This window comes from Microbacterium sp. 22179 (assembly GCF_052045715.1).
In the GTDB taxonomy this organism is placed as follows: Bacteria; Actinomycetota; Actinomycetes; order Actinomycetales; family Microbacteriaceae; genus Microbacterium; species Microbacterium galbinum.
Genome location: NZ_JBQEPJ010000003.1, coordinates 154,286 through 168,642 on the forward strand (window position 1 = coordinate 154,286; position 14,357 = coordinate 168,642).

Consider the following 14,357-nt stretch of genomic DNA (forward strand, 5'->3'; position numbering starts at 1 on the left):
TGACGCGTTTATCGAGAGTCGATATGTTAACGGGAATCGATAACAACGATCATCGATAAGGAGTGGACATGAGCATCTCGCATCAGAACCGACCGTCGCGCGGAGACCGCTGGTCGATCGCCGCCTTCTCGCTCGCCGGCGGAGCGATCGCCGCGTGGATCGGCGTCAGCGCCGTGATGCGGATCATCGTGCTGGCGGGCGGCACGAACGTGCCGGTGACGCTCGAGTTCGTCGACGGGGTCGCCGACGTCGCTCTCACCGACGGCTCGGCGACGGTGCCGATGGAGCTCGACCGCGGCATCCTCGTCGCCCCGCAGCTCACGCCGATCGCGATCGTTCCCGGCATCCTGGGCCAGCTCGTGCTGATCCTCACGGTCGTGACGGTGGTCGGATGCCTGCTGCTGCTCGCGCGCAGCATCCTGAGCGGTCACGTCTTCAGCCGCCGCAACTCCGCCCTCGTCTCGATCGCCGGCATCACCGGTCTGATCGGCTTCGCGGCCGTGCGGTTCTTCGACAACATGCTCGCGAACGCCACCGTCTCGCTGATGACCGACAATCGGCTCGCGACCGCGGTGCTCACCGTCGAGCCCTTCACCTGGGTGCTCGCGTCCTTCATCGTCGCCGTGATCGCCACCGCCTTCGCCGTGGGCGATCGCCTGCAGCGCGAGAAGTCCGCGCTCGAGAAGGAGACGGAGGGACTCGTCTGATGTTCGCCTCCGCAACCGAACTTCCGGCCGCCCTTCTGCGCATCGCCATCATCCTCATCGGTGTCACCGTCGTCGCAGGCATCGTCGTCGTGATCGGCCGCCGCCGAAAGAGCACCACGCTCGCCCTCGACGTGACGCTCACCCTCAGCTCCTGGTGGGCACTCCTCTCCGCCGTCGGACTCCTCTTCATCGTCGGCAAGGCCATCGGCGGCGAGTTCGCCGAGATCGGCAACGCGCAGATCCCGACCCCCTGGGCATCCGATCTCCCCTGCCGGACGACCGGCGAGACGTCCGGCCCCGAACTGTGGTGCATCGGTGCGACGTCGTCGACCCTGACGATCTCGCACCCGGACGATGCCACCCGGGTGCTCGCGGCCGCGGCACAGGCCGGCACTCTTCTCTATTCCACGATCCCCGCGGTGCTGATCGCGATCGTCTGCTTCCAGACTCTTCGCGGTCGCCCGTTCAGCGCGACCATCACCCGCGCCCTCGTGGGCGGGTCGATCGCCGTGTTGATCCTCGGCACCGCGAACGATCTGCTGCCCTCGATCGCCTCGACGGTGGCTCTCCGCTCCGTCACCCCCTTCGGCAGCGACTTCTACCCGGAGACCTTCCAGATAGGCGTCACACCGGTACCGATCGTCGCCGCCCTCGGCCTGCTCGCTCTCGCGGCCGTCTTCCGGCAGGGCATGCGCTTGCAGCGAGAGAACGAGTCCCTGCAGAAGGAAACCGAGGGTCTCGTATGAGCCCCGCGGAGAACGACGACGAGCTCACCGGCATCCACTGCCGCCTCGACGAACTGCTCGCCGACCGCGGCATGACGCTGACCGAGCTCAGCGCGCGCGTGGGGGTGAGCATCGTGAACCTGTCGGTGCTCAAGAACGACCGCGCCCGCGCCATCCGCTACTCGACGCTGCGGGCGATCTGCGACGCGCTCGACTGCGAGGTCGGCGAGCTGCTGGTGCTGGCCGGGCGCCCCTAGAACCGGGGCGGCTGCGGCTGCGGCGGCGCGGGCTGCGGCGCCTGCGGAGCGAGGGGTTCGACGACGACCGCGGTGCCGTACGCGCAGATCTCGGTGAAGTTCTGGATCGATCCGGCGTCGAAGCGCATCGCGACGATCGCGTTGCCGCCGCGCTGCTGGGCCTCGGCCCACATGCGCCCCATGACGACCTGCCGCGCCTCGTACATGACCTGGGTGTACTCGGGGATCTCCCCACCGCCGAGCGAACGGAAGCCCGCGGCGAACCCCTGACCGAAGTCGGTCGAGCGCACCGTGAGGCCCATGACCTCCCCGAGGACCTGGGTGATGCGGTAACCCGGAATATCGTTCGTCGTCACCATGAACATGAGGCCATCGTGCCAGAGCACGGCGCCATTATCAGAAAACCGGATGGGTAAATATCCCCATGCTGATATTCCTATCAATGGGCTGAGAGCCGATAACCTGGCCGCATGATGAACTTCGACCGGAAACTGCGTACCCGCTCCCGACTGCTGCTGGCCCTTCCCGCCGCGGCCCTCGCCCTCTCGCTCGCCGCCTGCGGTGGCGCGAGCCGTCCGTCTGAGGCCCAGGTCGCCAACGGACTCACCAAGTACTTCGAGGAGGCCGGCCAGGGAGACATCTTCACCGCCGACGCCGCCTCCTGCTTCGCCGGATACCTCGTCGACTCCGACCTCAGCAACGAGACCCTCAACTACCTCGCCAACGGCGAGGACAAGCAGGCCAACCAGGACGACTACGACCTGCTCCAGACCGTCCTGACGGACAACATGGGAGAGTGCCTCGGCACGGGGGAGTGATCCTCCCCGTCTGACCTCCGGTCGGATCGACATCGAAGGATGACGGATGCTGCGGCATCCGTCATCCTTCGTCATTTCCGCCCAGGGAATTCTCAGACAGACCTAGCGTTGAACGTTCTGGCGTGTATATCGGCATGCCGCAATCTGTTCTGGAGTTCCCCCGCAATGAGTACCACCGCTCGCGCGCAGAAGGCGCCTGATACCCGCGGACCGATCCGGAAGCTGCTGACGTCGTTCGGCTTCCAGATCCTCGCCGCCCTCGTCCTCGGCATCGCCGCCGGCCTCATCGGCCGCCAGCTCGGCGCCACCGCCGAGAACCCGAACGGCCTCTCGGCCACCCTCGACACCATCGGCAGCTCGTACGTGACGCTGCTGCGCGCCGCCGTCGTGCCCCTCATCTTCACCGCCATCGTGGCGAGCATCTCGAACCTGCGCCGCGTGCAGAACGCCGCCCGCCTCGCCGGCCAGACGCTGCTGTGGTTCGCGATCACCGCGTTCATCGCCGTCGTCATCGGCATCGTGCTCGGCCTCGTCATCCAGCCCGGCGCCCGCGCGGGCGAGGGGCTCGAGCCCGGCGAGCCCTACACCGTCGGCACGTGGTGGAACTTCCTGCTCGGCCTCATCCCGCAGAACTTCCTCGGCATCGGCGTGAGCAGCTCGTTCGACGCCGAAGCCGGCGCCGTCTCGTCGAGCGTCAGCTTCAACATCCTGCAGGTCATCGTCGTCGCGGCCGTCGTCGGCATCGCCGCGCTCAAGGCGGGCAAGAAGGCCGAGCCGTTCCTCGTCTTCACCGAGTCGCTGCTCAAGGTCATCCAGCGCGTGCTGTGGTGGATCATCCGCATCGCCCCGCTCGGCACCTTCGGCCTCATCGGCGCCGCCGTCATCAAGTACGGCTGGGAGAAGCTCGCCTCGCTCGGCTGGTTCGCGATCGCGATCTACATCGGTCTCGCGCTCGTGCTCTTCGTCGTCTACCCCGTGCTGGTGAAGACCCACGGCCTGTCGATCAAGCAGTACTTCTCGGGCGTCTGGCCCGCCGTGCAGCTCGCCTTCGTCAGCCGCTCGTCGATCGGCACCCTCCCCCTCACGGAGCGCGTCACCGAGCGCAACCTCGGCGTGCCCCGCTCGTACGCCTCGTTCGCCGTGCCGTTCGGCGCCACCACCAAGATGGACGGCTGCGCCGCGATCTACCCCGCCATCGCCGCGATCTTCGTCGCGCAGTTCTTCGGCATCGAGCTCAACTTCGTGCAGTACCTGCTCATCGTGATCGTCTCGGTCGTCGGTTCCGCCGCCACCGCCGGCACCACGGGTGCGATCGTCATGCTCACGCTCACCCTGTCGACGCTCGGCCTGCCGCTCGAGGGCGTCGGACTGCTGCTCGCGATCGACCCGATCCTCGACATGGGCCGCACCGCGGTCAACGTCGCGGGACAGGCGCTCATCCCGACGATCGTCGCCAAGCGCGAAGGCATCCTCGACGAGCGTCTCTACAACGCGCCGCGCGAGGGCCTCCCCTTCGCCGAGGACGATGACGACGACGCCCCCGAGGCGGATGCCGGCACCACCGCCGCACCGGAGCCCGCCGCCACGCGCTGAGCGCCACCCGCCGCATCACCGAACGAGCGCCCCGTCCTCTCCCAGGACGGGGCGCTCTCGTTCGTCAGCGGGATGCCGCGGCTACGCGCGCTCGCCCGGACGGGTCGCCCCGCGGGTATCCATGGCGAGTTCCTCGGCGTCCATCGCCGCGATCAGCTCGCGCATGACCTCCTCGTCGAGGTTGCCCCTGTCGCGTTCCTCGAGGAGGATCTCGCGGCGCACCTGCAGCCAGCCCTTCGAGAGGGCGACGAGGTCGTCGTACGAGGGCTTGGCGACCGAGTCCTCGACCTCCTGCGCCTCGTCGGTGTCCTTCTCGACGCGGGTCATGCGCTTGGCGAAGGCGTCGAAGATCGAGAGGTCGACCTCGCCGTACTTCTCCTCCCACTCCACGCGCTTCTCGGCGAGGAACGCCTTGCCGGCCCGACGACTCTTCTCCTTCACCGCGGCGAGGGCCTTCTCGTCCTCGGCGTGATCGACGTCGCTGGCGATGCCGAGGCGGCGGATCAGCATCGGCAGCGTGAGCCCCTGCAGCAGCAGCGTGCCGACGGTCACGATGAACGCGACCACGACGATCGCGTGCGAGGCCCGCTCGTCGAGGGTGGCGAGGTCGGCCGCGGCGAGCGCCGTCGCGAGCGTGACCACGCCGCGCATGCCCGCCCAGGAGATGACCGCGTTGTCCTTCCAGGTGAGCTGGAGGCCCGCCATCCGCTCGCGCACGATCTGCGTGCGCAGCTCGTCGGGGGTGTACTGACCCCAGCGCCGCGACTGCTTCTGCCGCTTCTGAAACTCTCCCGATTCGACCCCGCGATCCCAGCGGGCGAGGCGCCGGCGGTCCTGGAAGTTCGCCCAGGCGTTGGCCGGGAAGATGAACAGCGGGCGCACGATCAGCACGACCACGAGCACGGCGCCCGAGAGCAGCAGGATCTCGCCGATCGATTCGGCACCGAGGTCGCTGACCACGCGCGGCAGCTGCAGACCGATGTACGCGAACACGAAGCTCTCGAGCAGGAAGTCGGCCGAGAGCCAGATCGGCTTCTCCTGCTGACGGGTCGTGTAGTCGGTGCGCGGAGCGTTGAAGCCGACGTAGAGGCCCATCGCGACGACCGCCAGCACGCCCGAGCCGTTGAGGTGCTCGGCGATCGCGTAGGCGCCGAAGGGCGCGAGCAGGCCGAACGTACCGATCACGACGGGGTCGGAGATGCGCATGCGCAGTTGGTGCAGCGCGACGCCGAACACCAGGCCGATGCCGACACCCACCGCCACCGCGACGACGAACTGCCAGATGCCGCCCCAGACGCTCACCGTGGCGCCCGCGAGGATCGCCGCGAACACCCGATACAGCGTCAGCGAGGTCGCATCGTTGATGAGGCTTTCGCCAGACAGCACCGTCATGATGCGGCGCGGCAGCCCGAGCTTGCGGCCGATCGCGGCGGCCGAGACCGCATCGGGCGGAGAGACGATCGCGCCGAGCAGCAGCGCCCCGGGAAGGCCCAGATCGGGGAAGATCCACCACGCGATCAGACCGACGGCGATCGCCGTGATCAGCACCAGCCAGATCCCCAGACGGCGGATCTGCGGCAGGCTGCGCCGGAACCCGACGAACGAGACGTCGAGGGCCGCCGAGTACAGCAGCGGCGGCAGCACGAGGTTCAGCAGCAGGTGCCCGTCGGCACGCAGCTCGGGCACGAACGGAAGGAACGACACCGCGAGCGCGACGACCGTGACGAGCAGCGGGGCGGGCCACCCGCGCCAGCGCGCGATGGCCGCCACGACCACGGCGCCGACGAGGACGTAGAAGATCTCGGCATCCATCCGGCCAGATTAGCGCCCGCGCCGGGCGTCACCCCTCGTCGAGAGCGTCGCGCAGGTCGGCGTTCCGGTCCTGCAGATCGGCGTTCTCGTCCTGGAGGTCGAGCACCCGGGCGATGCCCGCGATGTTGATGCCGTCGTCACGCAACTGCGCCGCCCTCCGCAGGCGATCGATGTCGTCGTCGCTGTAGCGCCGGGTGCCGCCGTCGCTCCGCGCGGGTGTCAGCAGCCCTTTGCTCTCGAACAGGCGGAGGGTCGCCTCGGGCAGGTCGACGAGCTGAGCGGCGACGGCGATGCCGTAGAGCGGGGTGCGCGAATCGCGATGCGGCATCCGGTTCTCCTTCGAGACGTCGGGACTTGCGGAACTGGCTGGATTTGTTCTATAAAAAATCTACAGCAAATGATGCAGATCTTCTGCATCGGTCATCGAGCCCGAGAGGGCCGCACGAAAGGAGACACCATGGCACTCACCTTCGATCCGTTCAGTCAGCTCGACCGCTTCGCCGCGAGCGTGCTCGACTCCGTTCGCGCCCCCCGGTCCATGCCGGTGGACCTCTATCGCGACGGCGACCGCTACATCCTGCACGCCGATCTGCCGGGCGCAGACCCGGGCTCGATCGACGTCGATCTCGACGGTGCACAGCTGACCATCCGCGCCCAGCGCACCGCCGACAGCCAGGAGGGCGTGCGCTGGCTCGCTCGCGAGCGCGGCGCCGGCACGTTCCTGCGCCAGTTCACGCTCGGCGAGGGTGTCGACCTCGATAGCATCAGCGCCTCCTACGAGAGCGGCGTGCTGTCGGTCATCATCCCCGTCAGCGAGCGCGCGAAGCCGCGCAAGATCACCGTCGAATCGGCCGACCAGCGGCAGGCGATCGACGCCTGATCCGCTCGGGGGCGCGCGATCGCGCGCCCCCGAGTCCTCCTCCCCTTCACACGGAAAGGAATGTCACATGCCCACCTCGCCCGCACTCGACCGCTTCCTGGCCGAGATGGAGTACCCGGCCACGAAGGACGACCTGCTGCGCGAAGCCGCGCGCGACGGCCTCGGCCCGGACGACCGCGCACTCCTCGCCGACCTCCCCGAGCAGAGCTACAGCGCCGGCTGGAGCATCCGCTACCGACTCGCGCGCCGCTCACTGGCGGATGCCTTCACCGCGGCGCACACGCCGGTGGCCGCCTGACCACTCTCTGCACGATCGGGGGGTGCGCCGGGAATGCCCCGCCGCTCCCCCCGGTTGCAGCAGGGGATGAATGACGTCGCACTCTCCGTCCTCGACCTCGTGCCCGTGCGCACCGGTCAGACCAGCGCCGAGGCCATCCGCGCCTCCCTCTCGCTCGCCGAGATCGCCGACCGGCTCGGCTATCGCCGTTACTGGTTCGCCGAGCACCACAACATGCCGGCCGTGGCATCCACCACTCCCCCGGTGCTGATCGCCGCCGCCGCGACCCGCACCTCGAGCATCCGCCTCGGCTCCGGCGGCGTCATGCTGCCGAATCACGCGCCGCTCATCGTCGCCGAGCAGTTCGCGGCGCTGGCGGCCATCGCTCCCGGGCGTATCGACCTCGGCCTCGGGCGCGCACCCGGCAGCGACCCCGTGATCACGCAGTTGCTGCGCGGCTCGGGCGTCACCAGCGACGTCGAGCAGTTCCCCCGCCACGTGCAGGACATCGCCGCGCTCGTCTCGAACGAGGGGGCGACCGTGCGCTTCACCTCCGGCGGGGAGTACACCGTGCGTGCGACGCCCGCAGCGACCGACGCCCCCGAGGTGTGGCTGCTCGGCTCGAGCGACTACTCGGCTCAGCTCGCGGCATCCCACGGCCTGCCGTACGTGTTCGCCAACCACTTCTCGGGCGAGGGCCTCGAGCGCGCGCTCGATCTCTATCGCACGAACTACCAGCCGAGCGAGGAGCACCCGACGCCGCGCACCTTCCTGACGGTCAACGCCGTCGCGTCGCCCACCGTCGAGGAAGCCGAGGCGCGCGCCCTGCCGCAGCTGCGCATGATGTCGCGGCTGCGTCTCAACAAGCCGCTCATCGCTCTCGAGACGGTGGAGGAGGCCCTGGCGGCCGAATCGGATGCCGCGACCGACCAGGTCGTGCAGGCCGCCCGCTCGCGCTGGTTCGTCGGAACGGGCGAGTCCGTCGCCGCCGAGGTGCGCGAATTCGCGAGCCGCTGGGGCGTGGACGAGGTCATGCTCTCCCCCGTCGCCGGCGCCTACGAGTCCGAACCCGCCGACTCGGCCGCGGGCCGCGCCCAGACCCTGGAGCTGGTTGCCGCAGCGCTGTAGCGGTTCCCGTTCCTCTCTCATTCTCTCCCGTCCCTCTGCGCCCCCCTCTTCGTGCACTGATCGGTGCAAAGCGTCGGCTCTGCCGCGCCATTCCCGACATTTCCGACCGATCAGTGCATGTCAGGGGCCGCGCGTCCGGGGCTGCGCGGCGGGGCCGGCGGGGGCGGCACGTAGACGCCCGTCGGGTCCGGGGCTACTTCTCCTGCACCGATCGATCGAGCGGGTGAAACGCGCGCGAACGCGGAGAGAAGGCGGATGCTCGATGCTGGCGTCGCCGAGAATCATCGGGTGCGCCGCTCGAAGCCTCTCCCCCGCTCGCTCCCCGACAGCTTCAGCGTGGGCGCCGCGGCGGAACGTGGCGTCGGCAGGAGTCGCCGCGACGGCGTCGATCTCGAACGGCCGTTCCACGGCATCCGCTCTCGGAGCACACCGAGCACTCTGAAGGAGCAGGTCGCCGCGTATCTGCCGCGCCTGCGACCGCGCCACCGTTTCGTAGGGCGCACCGCTGCTCACCTCTGGGGCCTTCCGCTCTCTCACGACTGGAGCGCGGCCGACCCTATGGAGGTCGCCGTGCCGCAGGAGTGCACGCCTCCCCGCACTCGCGGCGTAGTCGGGCGGCGACTCGTCGAGGAACGCGCACGCACCTGGCGGCTCGACGGCGTGAGCGTCGTCGACCCGATCGCGACCGTCTTCACCTGCGCACGGATGCTGGGGATCGATGAGCTGACCGTGCTCCTCGATGCTCTGCTCACCTCGGCCGAGAACTATCCGGGGCGCGTGGCGGGGCGTCCGTTGCTTACCCATGACGACATCGCCGCCCGGCTCGATGAGTGGGGACCGTTCGCCGGTTGCACCCGCGTGCGCGCGGCACTCCGAGCCGCGCGCGAAGGTGTGGAGTCGCCGAAGGAGACCGAGACCCGACTGCTCATCGCGCGCGCGGGCCTCCCGGAACCGAGCGTGCAGTTCGAGCTGCTCGAGGACGGACGGCTGATCGCTCGCATCGACCTCGCCTACCCCGATCTCAAGATCGCGATCGAATACGAGGGCGACGGTCACCGCACCGACAGGCACCAGTGGCGACGGGACATCCAACGGCAACGCGATCTCGAAGACCGCGGTTGGACGGTCATCCGACTGACCGAACTCGACCTGCAGTCGCCCGCGTCGGTCATCACGCGCATCCGTCGCGCGATCGCCGCCGCGAAGCGCCACTGATCGGCGCGAAGACGCGCACTGATCGGCGCGTCGACGCGCACTGATCGGTGCGAAATGCCGGCTTTCGGACGCCATAAGCGTCGTTTCGCACCGATCGGTGCACGGCACGGCGCGGCGCGCGACGCGGGTCTGGCGCAGCGGCCCCGGCGGGCGTAGCCTCAGCCCTGGAGAGGAGTTCGATGATGAGCACCAGCACCACACTCGGCCTCTGGGTGGCCTACGGCCCGAACGGCGTCGTCGGCAGCATCCGTCACGACGACGAGGGCTATCGGGTGACGATGGCGGGGGCGGATGCCTCGGCCGGAACCTACCCGTCGCTCGCCGTCGCCAAGAGCGCGCTCCACGCGCGCATGCGGCCGGGCAGCGACTGGCCGAACTTCCGGGAGCACTGACCCGCGCCGGACGGAGCCGGAGGGCCGAGGGGGCTGAGTGGGCGCGATCCGCGCCGGAGGGGGCTCAGGCCTCGGGCTCACCCGAGACGATGCCGCGCAGCCAGTCGCGCGCCTCGACGAACACGTCGTCGGCGTAGCGATCCGGGTAGTGAACGATCTGACGGTCGGCCCGCGGGTACGACCCGAGGAACACCACGCGCGGGCTGAACCGACGGATGCCGAGCAGCGCGTCCGCCATACGTTCGTGCTCGATGTGGCCGTCAGCATCGATGACGAATCGGTAGCGGCCGAGCTCGTCGCCGATCGGGCGCGATTCGATCAGCGACAGGTTGATGCCGCGGGTCGAGAACTGCTCGAGCATCTCGAGGAGCGATCCCGGGTGGTCGTGCGGCAGCTCGACGATGAGCGAGGTCTTGTCGGCACCGGTCGGCGCGGGCGGCGCGGTCGTGCGCGAGACGAGCACGAAGCGGGTGACGGCGTTGGCGTTGTCGCCGATGCCGGAGGCGAGCACGTCGACGTCGTAGTGGTTGACGATGCCGGGGGCGGCGATCGCGGCCTGGGCGGGCAGGCTGCCGTCGAGCACGCCGATCGCCGAGGCGACGTTGCTGGATGCCGGAACGTGCGAGTGCGCGGGGATGTTCTGGCCGAGCCATCCATGGCACTGGGCGTAGGCGACGGGGTGCGCGGCGATGACCGACACCTCGTCGAGCGTGGTGCCGCGCGGGGCGACGAGCACGAAGTTCACCTTCACGAGGTACTCGCCGATGATGCGCAGACCCGGGAGGGTCGCGAGGGCGTCCTGCGTGGTGGAGACGCCACCCTCGATCGAGTTCTCGATCGCGATCATCGCGGCGTCGCTGCGGCCCTCGAGCACGTCGGCGAGAGCTTCGCCGACGTTGTGCACGGCACGCCACTGCTGGCCTCGGGCTTCGGCGACCTGGTCGAGCGCCGCCTCCGTGAACGTTCCGGCGGGTCCCAGATAGCTGTAGGTACGGCGTTCGGTCACGCGTTTCACCTTAGCCCTCCGCGTCAAGGCTCCGACGCGAAGTTTCCTCTCGGCCCGGATCGGTGCAGACTGAACTCATGACGAGCCGTGCCGGCCTCCCCGCGGAGGAAAGTGACCTCATCGATGTCGACGAGTTGATCGCCGCCTACTACGACCGCATCCCGCGCCCGGATGTCGCCGCCGAGCGCGTCGCGTTCGGCACCAGCGGCCATCGTGGGTCGTCGCTCAGCGGCAGCTTCAACGAGGTGCACATCCTCGCGACCACACAGGCGATCGTCGACTACCGCGCGGGTCAGGGCATCACCGGCCCGCTCTTCCTCGGTCGTGACACGCACGCCCTCTCGCTGCCGGCCGAGCGCAGCGCGATCGAGGTGCTCGTCGCGAACGGCGTCGACGTGCGCGTCGACTCCCGCGACTCCTGGGTGCCGACCCCGGCGCTCAGCCACGCGATCCTCACGTACAACCGGGCCCTTCGACAGGCTCAGGGACCGGCGGAGGCGGAGGGGAACGCGGGCCGCGCCGACGGCATCGTCGTCACCCCCTCGCACAACCCGCCCCGCGACGGCGGCTTCAAGTACAACCCGCCGCACGGCGGCCCCGCCGACACCGACGCCACCGGCTGGATCGCCGACCGCGCGAACCAGCTCATCGAGGCGAACCTCGAGGGCGTGAAGCGCGTGCGCTTCGCCGACCTCGACGCCGATACGATCGGCAGCTACGACTTCCGCGACGCCTACGTGCGCGACCTCGCGTCGATCATCGACGTCGAGGCGATCCGCCGCGCGGGTGTGCGCATCGGGGCCGACCCGTTGGGCGGAGCATCCGTGGAGTACTGGGCGCTCATCAAGGAGGTCTTCGACCTCGACCTCACCGTCGTGAACCCCGAGGTCGACCCGACCTGGCGCTTCATGACGCTCGACTGGGACGAGAAGATCCGCATGGACCCGTCGTCGCCGTCGGCCATGGCCTCGCTCGTCGCCAAGAAGGGCGACTTCGACGTGCTCACCGGTAATGATGCGGATGCCGACCGCCACGGCATCGTCACCCCGGATGCCGGTCTCATGAACCCCAACCACTACCTCGCCGTCGCGATCGACTACCTGTTCTCGCACCGCACGGAGTGGCCGCGGGATGCCGCGATCGGCAAGACGCTCGTGTCGTCGATGATCATCGACCGGGTCGCGGAGTCGCTCGGACGTCGCCTGCTCGAGGTTCCGGTCGGGTTCAAGTGGTTCGTTCCCGGTCTGCTCGACGGCTCGGTCGCGTTCGGCGGCGAGGAGTCGGCCGGTGCGTCGTTCCTGCGCTTCGACGGCTCGGTGTGGTCGACCGACAAGGACGGCATCCTGCTGTGCTTGCTGGCCGCCGAGATCATCGCCGTGACGGGCAAGTCGCCGTCGGAGCGGTATGCCGAGCTCGAGACGGCGTTCGGCTCGTCGGCCTACCAGCGGGTGGATGCTCCGGCCACCCCCGAGCAGAAGGCGACGCTCGCGAAGCTGGCGCCCGAGTCGGTGTCGGCGACCACGCTGGCCGGCGAGGAGATCACCGCCAAGCTCTCGCACGCCCCCGGCAACGGAGCAGCGATCGGCGGCCTCAAGGTGCAGACCGAGCACGCGTGGTTCGCCGCGCGCCCCTCGGGCACCGAAGACGTCTACAAGCTGTACGCCGAGAGCCTGCGCGGCCCCGAGCACCTCGCTGAGGTGCAGGCGGAGGCGCGCGCGGTGGTGTCGGCGGCGCTGGGGGCGTAGGTTTCGATCGGTTTCGAATCGCTCACTTTGTCGCCTTCGTGGCCCGGGAGGCGACAAGGTGAGCGAAATCCCATGTACCCACGTGATGGATCACCCTCACTCGCGGTGGTGGCGAGGTACTTCGCGTTGTTTCCGAAGTAGCGTTCGACCTCATTGCGAACTCTCGCAGGCTAGAGATGTACATGGTTCACCTAGGACACGACTCAAGTGCGGTCTGGGTCCGTTTGCGGCGTCACAATCATGAACCGTAGGGACTGAACACGAGGAGGCGGCTCCGTGAATACCTCCACGACAAGGTGGTACCCATCCCGAAAGTAGTCCCGCTCAAAGCTCTCTTTACCGGCCGGGAACTCACTCTCTTTGTCTCGTTGCCAGCCCTGCTGTGCTAGCCACGGCTCGAGGTCGTCCGCGATCTCGGTGGGCGTTCGGACACCCTCCGACCTCAGCTCGACGTTCCGATTCCAGTAGTAGAATTTCGGCCATTCCTCGTAGTCGTCGTTCGCCGCTCGTACACCACCGCCGGGGCTCGCTTCCGACTCGGGATCGAGCTCTGACGCCGGGATCTGCGTAAGGATCTCCTCACCCCACTGGTCCGCCTGAGAGATGAACTCGTCCAGTTGCTGCTCCTGAACCACTACCTGTTCCTCCGCACTCATCCCACCGCACCCCGCTAACAACGCTGCACAGACCATCAATGCAACGATTGCACTCTGCTTTCGCACTCGATGACTCCTTATTCGATTTCTTCCAGTGTCGTCGAAGAGATGAGCTCCTCCGGCGCCGCAGCGCCGCTATCCGGAACCAAGTGGCTCTGTGGCACTCGCCCCCTAGTGCCGTCGCGGTAATAGTCACGCTCGAAACTCTGCTCGCCCGGAGGGAACTCAGACTCCTCGTAACGCTCCCACCCCTGGCCCTCCAGCCACGGCTCGAGATCATCAGCCACCTCAGACGGCGCACGTGCACCCTCAGCCTTCAACACCACTCCAACCATCAGCCTGCGCGACAAGATCCTTCAACTGTTCTTCCTGCAGCGCCACGCTCTCCTCCGCACTCATCCCGGTACACCCGGTCAACATCACCAGCGAGACGAGTAGGCCCGACGCAAGCGAACGGGTAGGCCCCGCGAGAAGACGCGGGTCACGAACGGATGCCGTCACGGACTATCCGGATTGGTCTGCGGCGTCACGATCATGAACGCGACGTTCTGCGCATGAGGCGGCGGGACCGTGTATTCCTCGAAGACAAGGTGGTATCCATCACGGCAATAATCACACTCGAAACTCCGCTCGCCCGGAGGTAACTACGACCCCTCGTTCCTCCAGACCTGAGATATACATCCCATTTATCCTTTGGGCGGCGTCATTGTCAGGGCGACCTCGTTGTGCAACACCATGACAGTAATCAGCTGTCGAAAAGCTCAAGAAACTTATCGGGAAGAAGCAGCCGAGAGTACCGGTCGACAACTTCGAAGGCGCTCAGCACAGCCTCTTCATCGTTATCGAGGAGAGTGAGGTCACCAAGAGCAAACTTACTCACTGATTGACTTCCGCCGATCAATCGGCTGATTCCCAAAGCGTTGTATGGAGGATCCCCGATGATGAACCGAAAGATCAGCGTCTCATACAGAAGAAACCCCACGTATCCACGTGATGGATCACCCTCACTCGAGGTGGTCGCGAGGTACTTCGCCTTGTTTCCGAAATAGCGCTCAACCTCATTGCGAAAATCTCGCAGGCTAGAGATGTACATGATTCACCTTCCAGGATCAGGCGTAGCCATCAACGTCGTCTCGTCAAAGTCAT

General features: G+C 67.8%; 17 protein-coding genes. 11 read left to right on the plus strand and 6 right to left on the minus strand.

All coding sequences use genetic code 11. The annotated features are described in order from the left end of the window. The first annotated feature begins 68 nt into the window (after positions 1-68). Genes ACTJKK_RS08415 through ACTJKK_RS08425 form a run of 3 tightly spaced genes read left to right on the plus strand, consistent with a single transcriptional unit; the run spans position 69 to position 1,689 of the window. Positions 69-707, plus strand: coding sequence for a hypothetical protein (locus tag ACTJKK_RS08415; protein WP_440747636.1), 639 nt, complete (start codon positions 69-71; stop codon positions 705-707). Next, the gene (locus ACTJKK_RS08420; protein ID WP_440747637.1) at positions 707-1,453 is read left to right on the plus strand and encodes a hypothetical protein; all 747 of its coding nucleotides are present in this window, start codon (positions 707-709) and stop codon (positions 1,451-1,453) included. The genes ACTJKK_RS08415 and ACTJKK_RS08420 overlap by 1 nt, the downstream gene beginning before the upstream one ends. After that, positions 1,450-1,689: a helix-turn-helix domain-containing protein gene (locus ACTJKK_RS08425; RefSeq protein WP_440747638.1), complete on the plus strand. Its 240-nt coding sequence runs from the start codon at positions 1,450-1,452 to the stop codon at positions 1,687-1,689. The genes ACTJKK_RS08420 and ACTJKK_RS08425 overlap by 4 nt, the downstream gene beginning before the upstream one ends. Here ACTJKK_RS08425 and ACTJKK_RS08430 read toward each other — a convergent pair. Next, positions 1,686-2,075 carry a YbjQ family protein gene (locus tag ACTJKK_RS08430; protein ID WP_440747639.1) on the minus strand — a complete coding sequence of 130 codons (390 nt, stop codon included), beginning with the start codon at positions 2,073-2,075 and terminating at the stop codon, positions 1,686-1,688. The genes ACTJKK_RS08425 and ACTJKK_RS08430 overlap by 4 nt on opposite strands. Before the next feature lie 84 nt (positions 2,076-2,159). On the opposite strand from ACTJKK_RS08430, the gene ACTJKK_RS08435 reads away from it, so the two are divergent. Together ACTJKK_RS08435 and ACTJKK_RS08440 are read left to right on the plus strand one after the other, a co-directional pair. Next, on the plus strand, positions 2,160-2,507 hold the full coding sequence (locus tag ACTJKK_RS08435; protein ID WP_440747640.1) for a hypothetical protein: 348 nt from the start codon (positions 2,160-2,162) through the stop codon (positions 2,505-2,507). A gap of 165 nt (positions 2,508-2,672) precedes the next feature. Beyond that, on the plus strand, positions 2,673-4,100 hold the full coding sequence (locus ACTJKK_RS08440; protein ID WP_440747641.1) for a dicarboxylate/amino acid:cation symporter: 1,428 nt from the start codon (positions 2,673-2,675) through the stop codon (positions 4,098-4,100). A gap of 81 nt (positions 4,101-4,181) precedes the next feature. On the opposite strand, the gene ACTJKK_RS08445 is transcribed toward ACTJKK_RS08440, so the two are convergent. Together ACTJKK_RS08445 and ACTJKK_RS08450 are read right to left on the minus strand one after the other, a co-directional pair. Further along, entirely contained in the window at positions 4,182-5,912 is a 1,731-nt protein-coding gene (locus ACTJKK_RS08445) for a cation:proton antiporter (RefSeq protein WP_440747642.1), read from the minus strand. 28 nt (positions 5,913-5,940) lie between these two features. After that, positions 5,941-6,240, minus strand: a complete 300-nt coding sequence (locus ACTJKK_RS08450) for a MerR family transcriptional regulator (protein WP_440747643.1) — start codon at positions 6,238-6,240, stop codon at positions 5,941-5,943. A gap of 129 nt (positions 6,241-6,369) precedes the next feature. Between ACTJKK_RS08450 and ACTJKK_RS08455 the strand changes: the two genes are divergently transcribed. The 5 genes from ACTJKK_RS08455 (at position 6,370) to ACTJKK_RS08475 (ending at position 9,804) form a co-directional block, all read left to right on the plus strand. Continuing rightward, on the plus strand, positions 6,370-6,792 hold the full coding sequence (locus ACTJKK_RS08455; protein ID WP_247633847.1) for an Hsp20/alpha crystallin family protein: 423 nt from the start codon (positions 6,370-6,372) through the stop codon (positions 6,790-6,792). 67 nt (positions 6,793-6,859) lie between these two features. Beyond that, positions 6,860-7,090 carry a DUF2795 domain-containing protein gene (locus ACTJKK_RS08460; RefSeq protein ID WP_440747644.1) on the plus strand — a complete coding sequence of 77 codons (231 nt, stop codon included), beginning with the start codon at positions 6,860-6,862 and terminating at the stop codon, positions 7,088-7,090. Between the two features lie 66 nt (positions 7,091-7,156). Beyond that, positions 7,157-8,197, plus strand: coding sequence for an LLM class flavin-dependent oxidoreductase (locus ACTJKK_RS08465; protein ID WP_247624536.1), 1,041 nt, complete (start codon positions 7,157-7,159; stop codon positions 8,195-8,197). Between the two features lie 255 nt (positions 8,198-8,452). Further along, a complete protein-coding gene (locus ACTJKK_RS08470) occupies positions 8,453-9,412 on the plus strand; it encodes an endonuclease domain-containing protein (protein ID WP_440747645.1) in 960 nt (319 codons plus the stop codon). 182 nt (positions 9,413-9,594) lie between these two features. Continuing rightward, the gene (locus ACTJKK_RS08475) at positions 9,595-9,804 is read left to right on the plus strand and encodes a methyltransferase (protein WP_247624535.1); all 210 of its coding nucleotides are present in this window, start codon (positions 9,595-9,597) and stop codon (positions 9,802-9,804) included. A gap of 64 nt (positions 9,805-9,868) precedes the next feature. Here the strand turns inward: ACTJKK_RS08475 and pheA are convergent, their stop codons facing one another. Then, on the minus strand, positions 9,869-10,819 hold the full coding sequence (gene pheA, locus ACTJKK_RS08480; protein ID WP_440747646.1) for a prephenate dehydratase: 951 nt from the start codon (positions 10,817-10,819) through the stop codon (positions 9,869-9,871). A gap of 68 nt (positions 10,820-10,887) precedes the next feature. Here pheA and pgm point away from each other — a divergent pair, with 68 nt between their 5' ends. Beyond that, positions 10,888-12,555 carry a phosphoglucomutase (alpha-D-glucose-1,6-bisphosphate-dependent) gene (gene pgm / locus ACTJKK_RS08485; RefSeq protein ID WP_247956904.1) on the plus strand — a complete coding sequence of 556 codons (1,668 nt, stop codon included), beginning with the start codon at positions 10,888-10,890 and terminating at the stop codon, positions 12,553-12,555. Between the two features lie 203 nt (positions 12,556-12,758). On the opposite strand, the gene ACTJKK_RS08490 is transcribed toward pgm, so the two are convergent. Together ACTJKK_RS08490 and ACTJKK_RS08495 are read right to left on the minus strand one after the other, a co-directional pair. Then, the gene (locus ACTJKK_RS08490) at positions 12,759-13,190 is read right to left on the minus strand and encodes a hypothetical protein (protein WP_440747647.1); all 432 of its coding nucleotides are present in this window, start codon (positions 13,188-13,190) and stop codon (positions 12,759-12,761) included. Between the two features lie 766 nt (positions 13,191-13,956). Next, a complete protein-coding gene (locus tag ACTJKK_RS08495; protein WP_440747648.1) occupies positions 13,957-14,304 on the minus strand; it encodes a hypothetical protein in 348 nt (115 codons plus the stop codon). Positions 14,305-14,357: the final 53 nt, after the last annotated feature.

Excerpts from the sequence above, each read along its gene's own strand:
- ACTJKK_RS08415 (WP_440747636.1), top strand. The coding sequence starts at position 69 with ATGAGCATCTCGCATCAGAACCGACCGTCGCGCGGAGACCGCTGGTCG.
- ACTJKK_RS08420 (WP_440747637.1), top strand. The coding sequence starts at position 707 with ATGTTCGCCTCCGCAACCGAACTTCCGGCCGCCCTTCTGCGCATCGCC.
- ACTJKK_RS08425 (WP_440747638.1), top strand. The coding sequence starts at position 1,450 with ATGAGCCCCGCGGAGAACGACGACGAGCTCACCGGCATCCACTGCCGC.
- ACTJKK_RS08435 (WP_440747640.1), top strand. The coding sequence starts at position 2,160 with ATGATGAACTTCGACCGGAAACTGCGTACCCGCTCCCGACTGCTGCTG.
- ACTJKK_RS08440 (WP_440747641.1), top strand. The coding sequence starts at position 2,673 with ATGAGTACCACCGCTCGCGCGCAGAAGGCGCCTGATACCCGCGGACCG.
- ACTJKK_RS08445 (WP_440747642.1), bottom strand. The coding sequence starts at position 5,912 with ATGGATGCCGAGATCTTCTACGTCCTCGTCGGCGCCGTGGTCGTGGCG.
- ACTJKK_RS08450 (WP_440747643.1), bottom strand. The coding sequence starts at position 6,240 with ATGCCGCATCGCGATTCGCGCACCCCGCTCTACGGCATCGCCGTCGCC.
- ACTJKK_RS08455 (WP_247633847.1), top strand. The coding sequence starts at position 6,370 with ATGGCACTCACCTTCGATCCGTTCAGTCAGCTCGACCGCTTCGCCGCG.
- ACTJKK_RS08460 (WP_440747644.1), top strand. The coding sequence starts at position 6,860 with ATGCCCACCTCGCCCGCACTCGACCGCTTCCTGGCCGAGATGGAGTAC.
- ACTJKK_RS08465 (WP_247624536.1), top strand. The coding sequence starts at position 7,157 with ATGAATGACGTCGCACTCTCCGTCCTCGACCTCGTGCCCGTGCGCACC.
- ACTJKK_RS08470 (WP_440747645.1), top strand. The coding sequence starts at position 8,453 with ATGCTCGATGCTGGCGTCGCCGAGAATCATCGGGTGCGCCGCTCGAAG.
- ACTJKK_RS08475 (WP_247624535.1), top strand. The coding sequence starts at position 9,595 with ATGAGCACCAGCACCACACTCGGCCTCTGGGTGGCCTACGGCCCGAAC.
- pgm (WP_247956904.1), top strand. The coding sequence starts at position 10,888 with ATGACGAGCCGTGCCGGCCTCCCCGCGGAGGAAAGTGACCTCATCGAT.
- ACTJKK_RS08495 (WP_440747648.1), bottom strand. The coding sequence starts at position 14,304 with ATGTACATCTCTAGCCTGCGAGATTTTCGCAATGAGGTTGAGCGCTAT.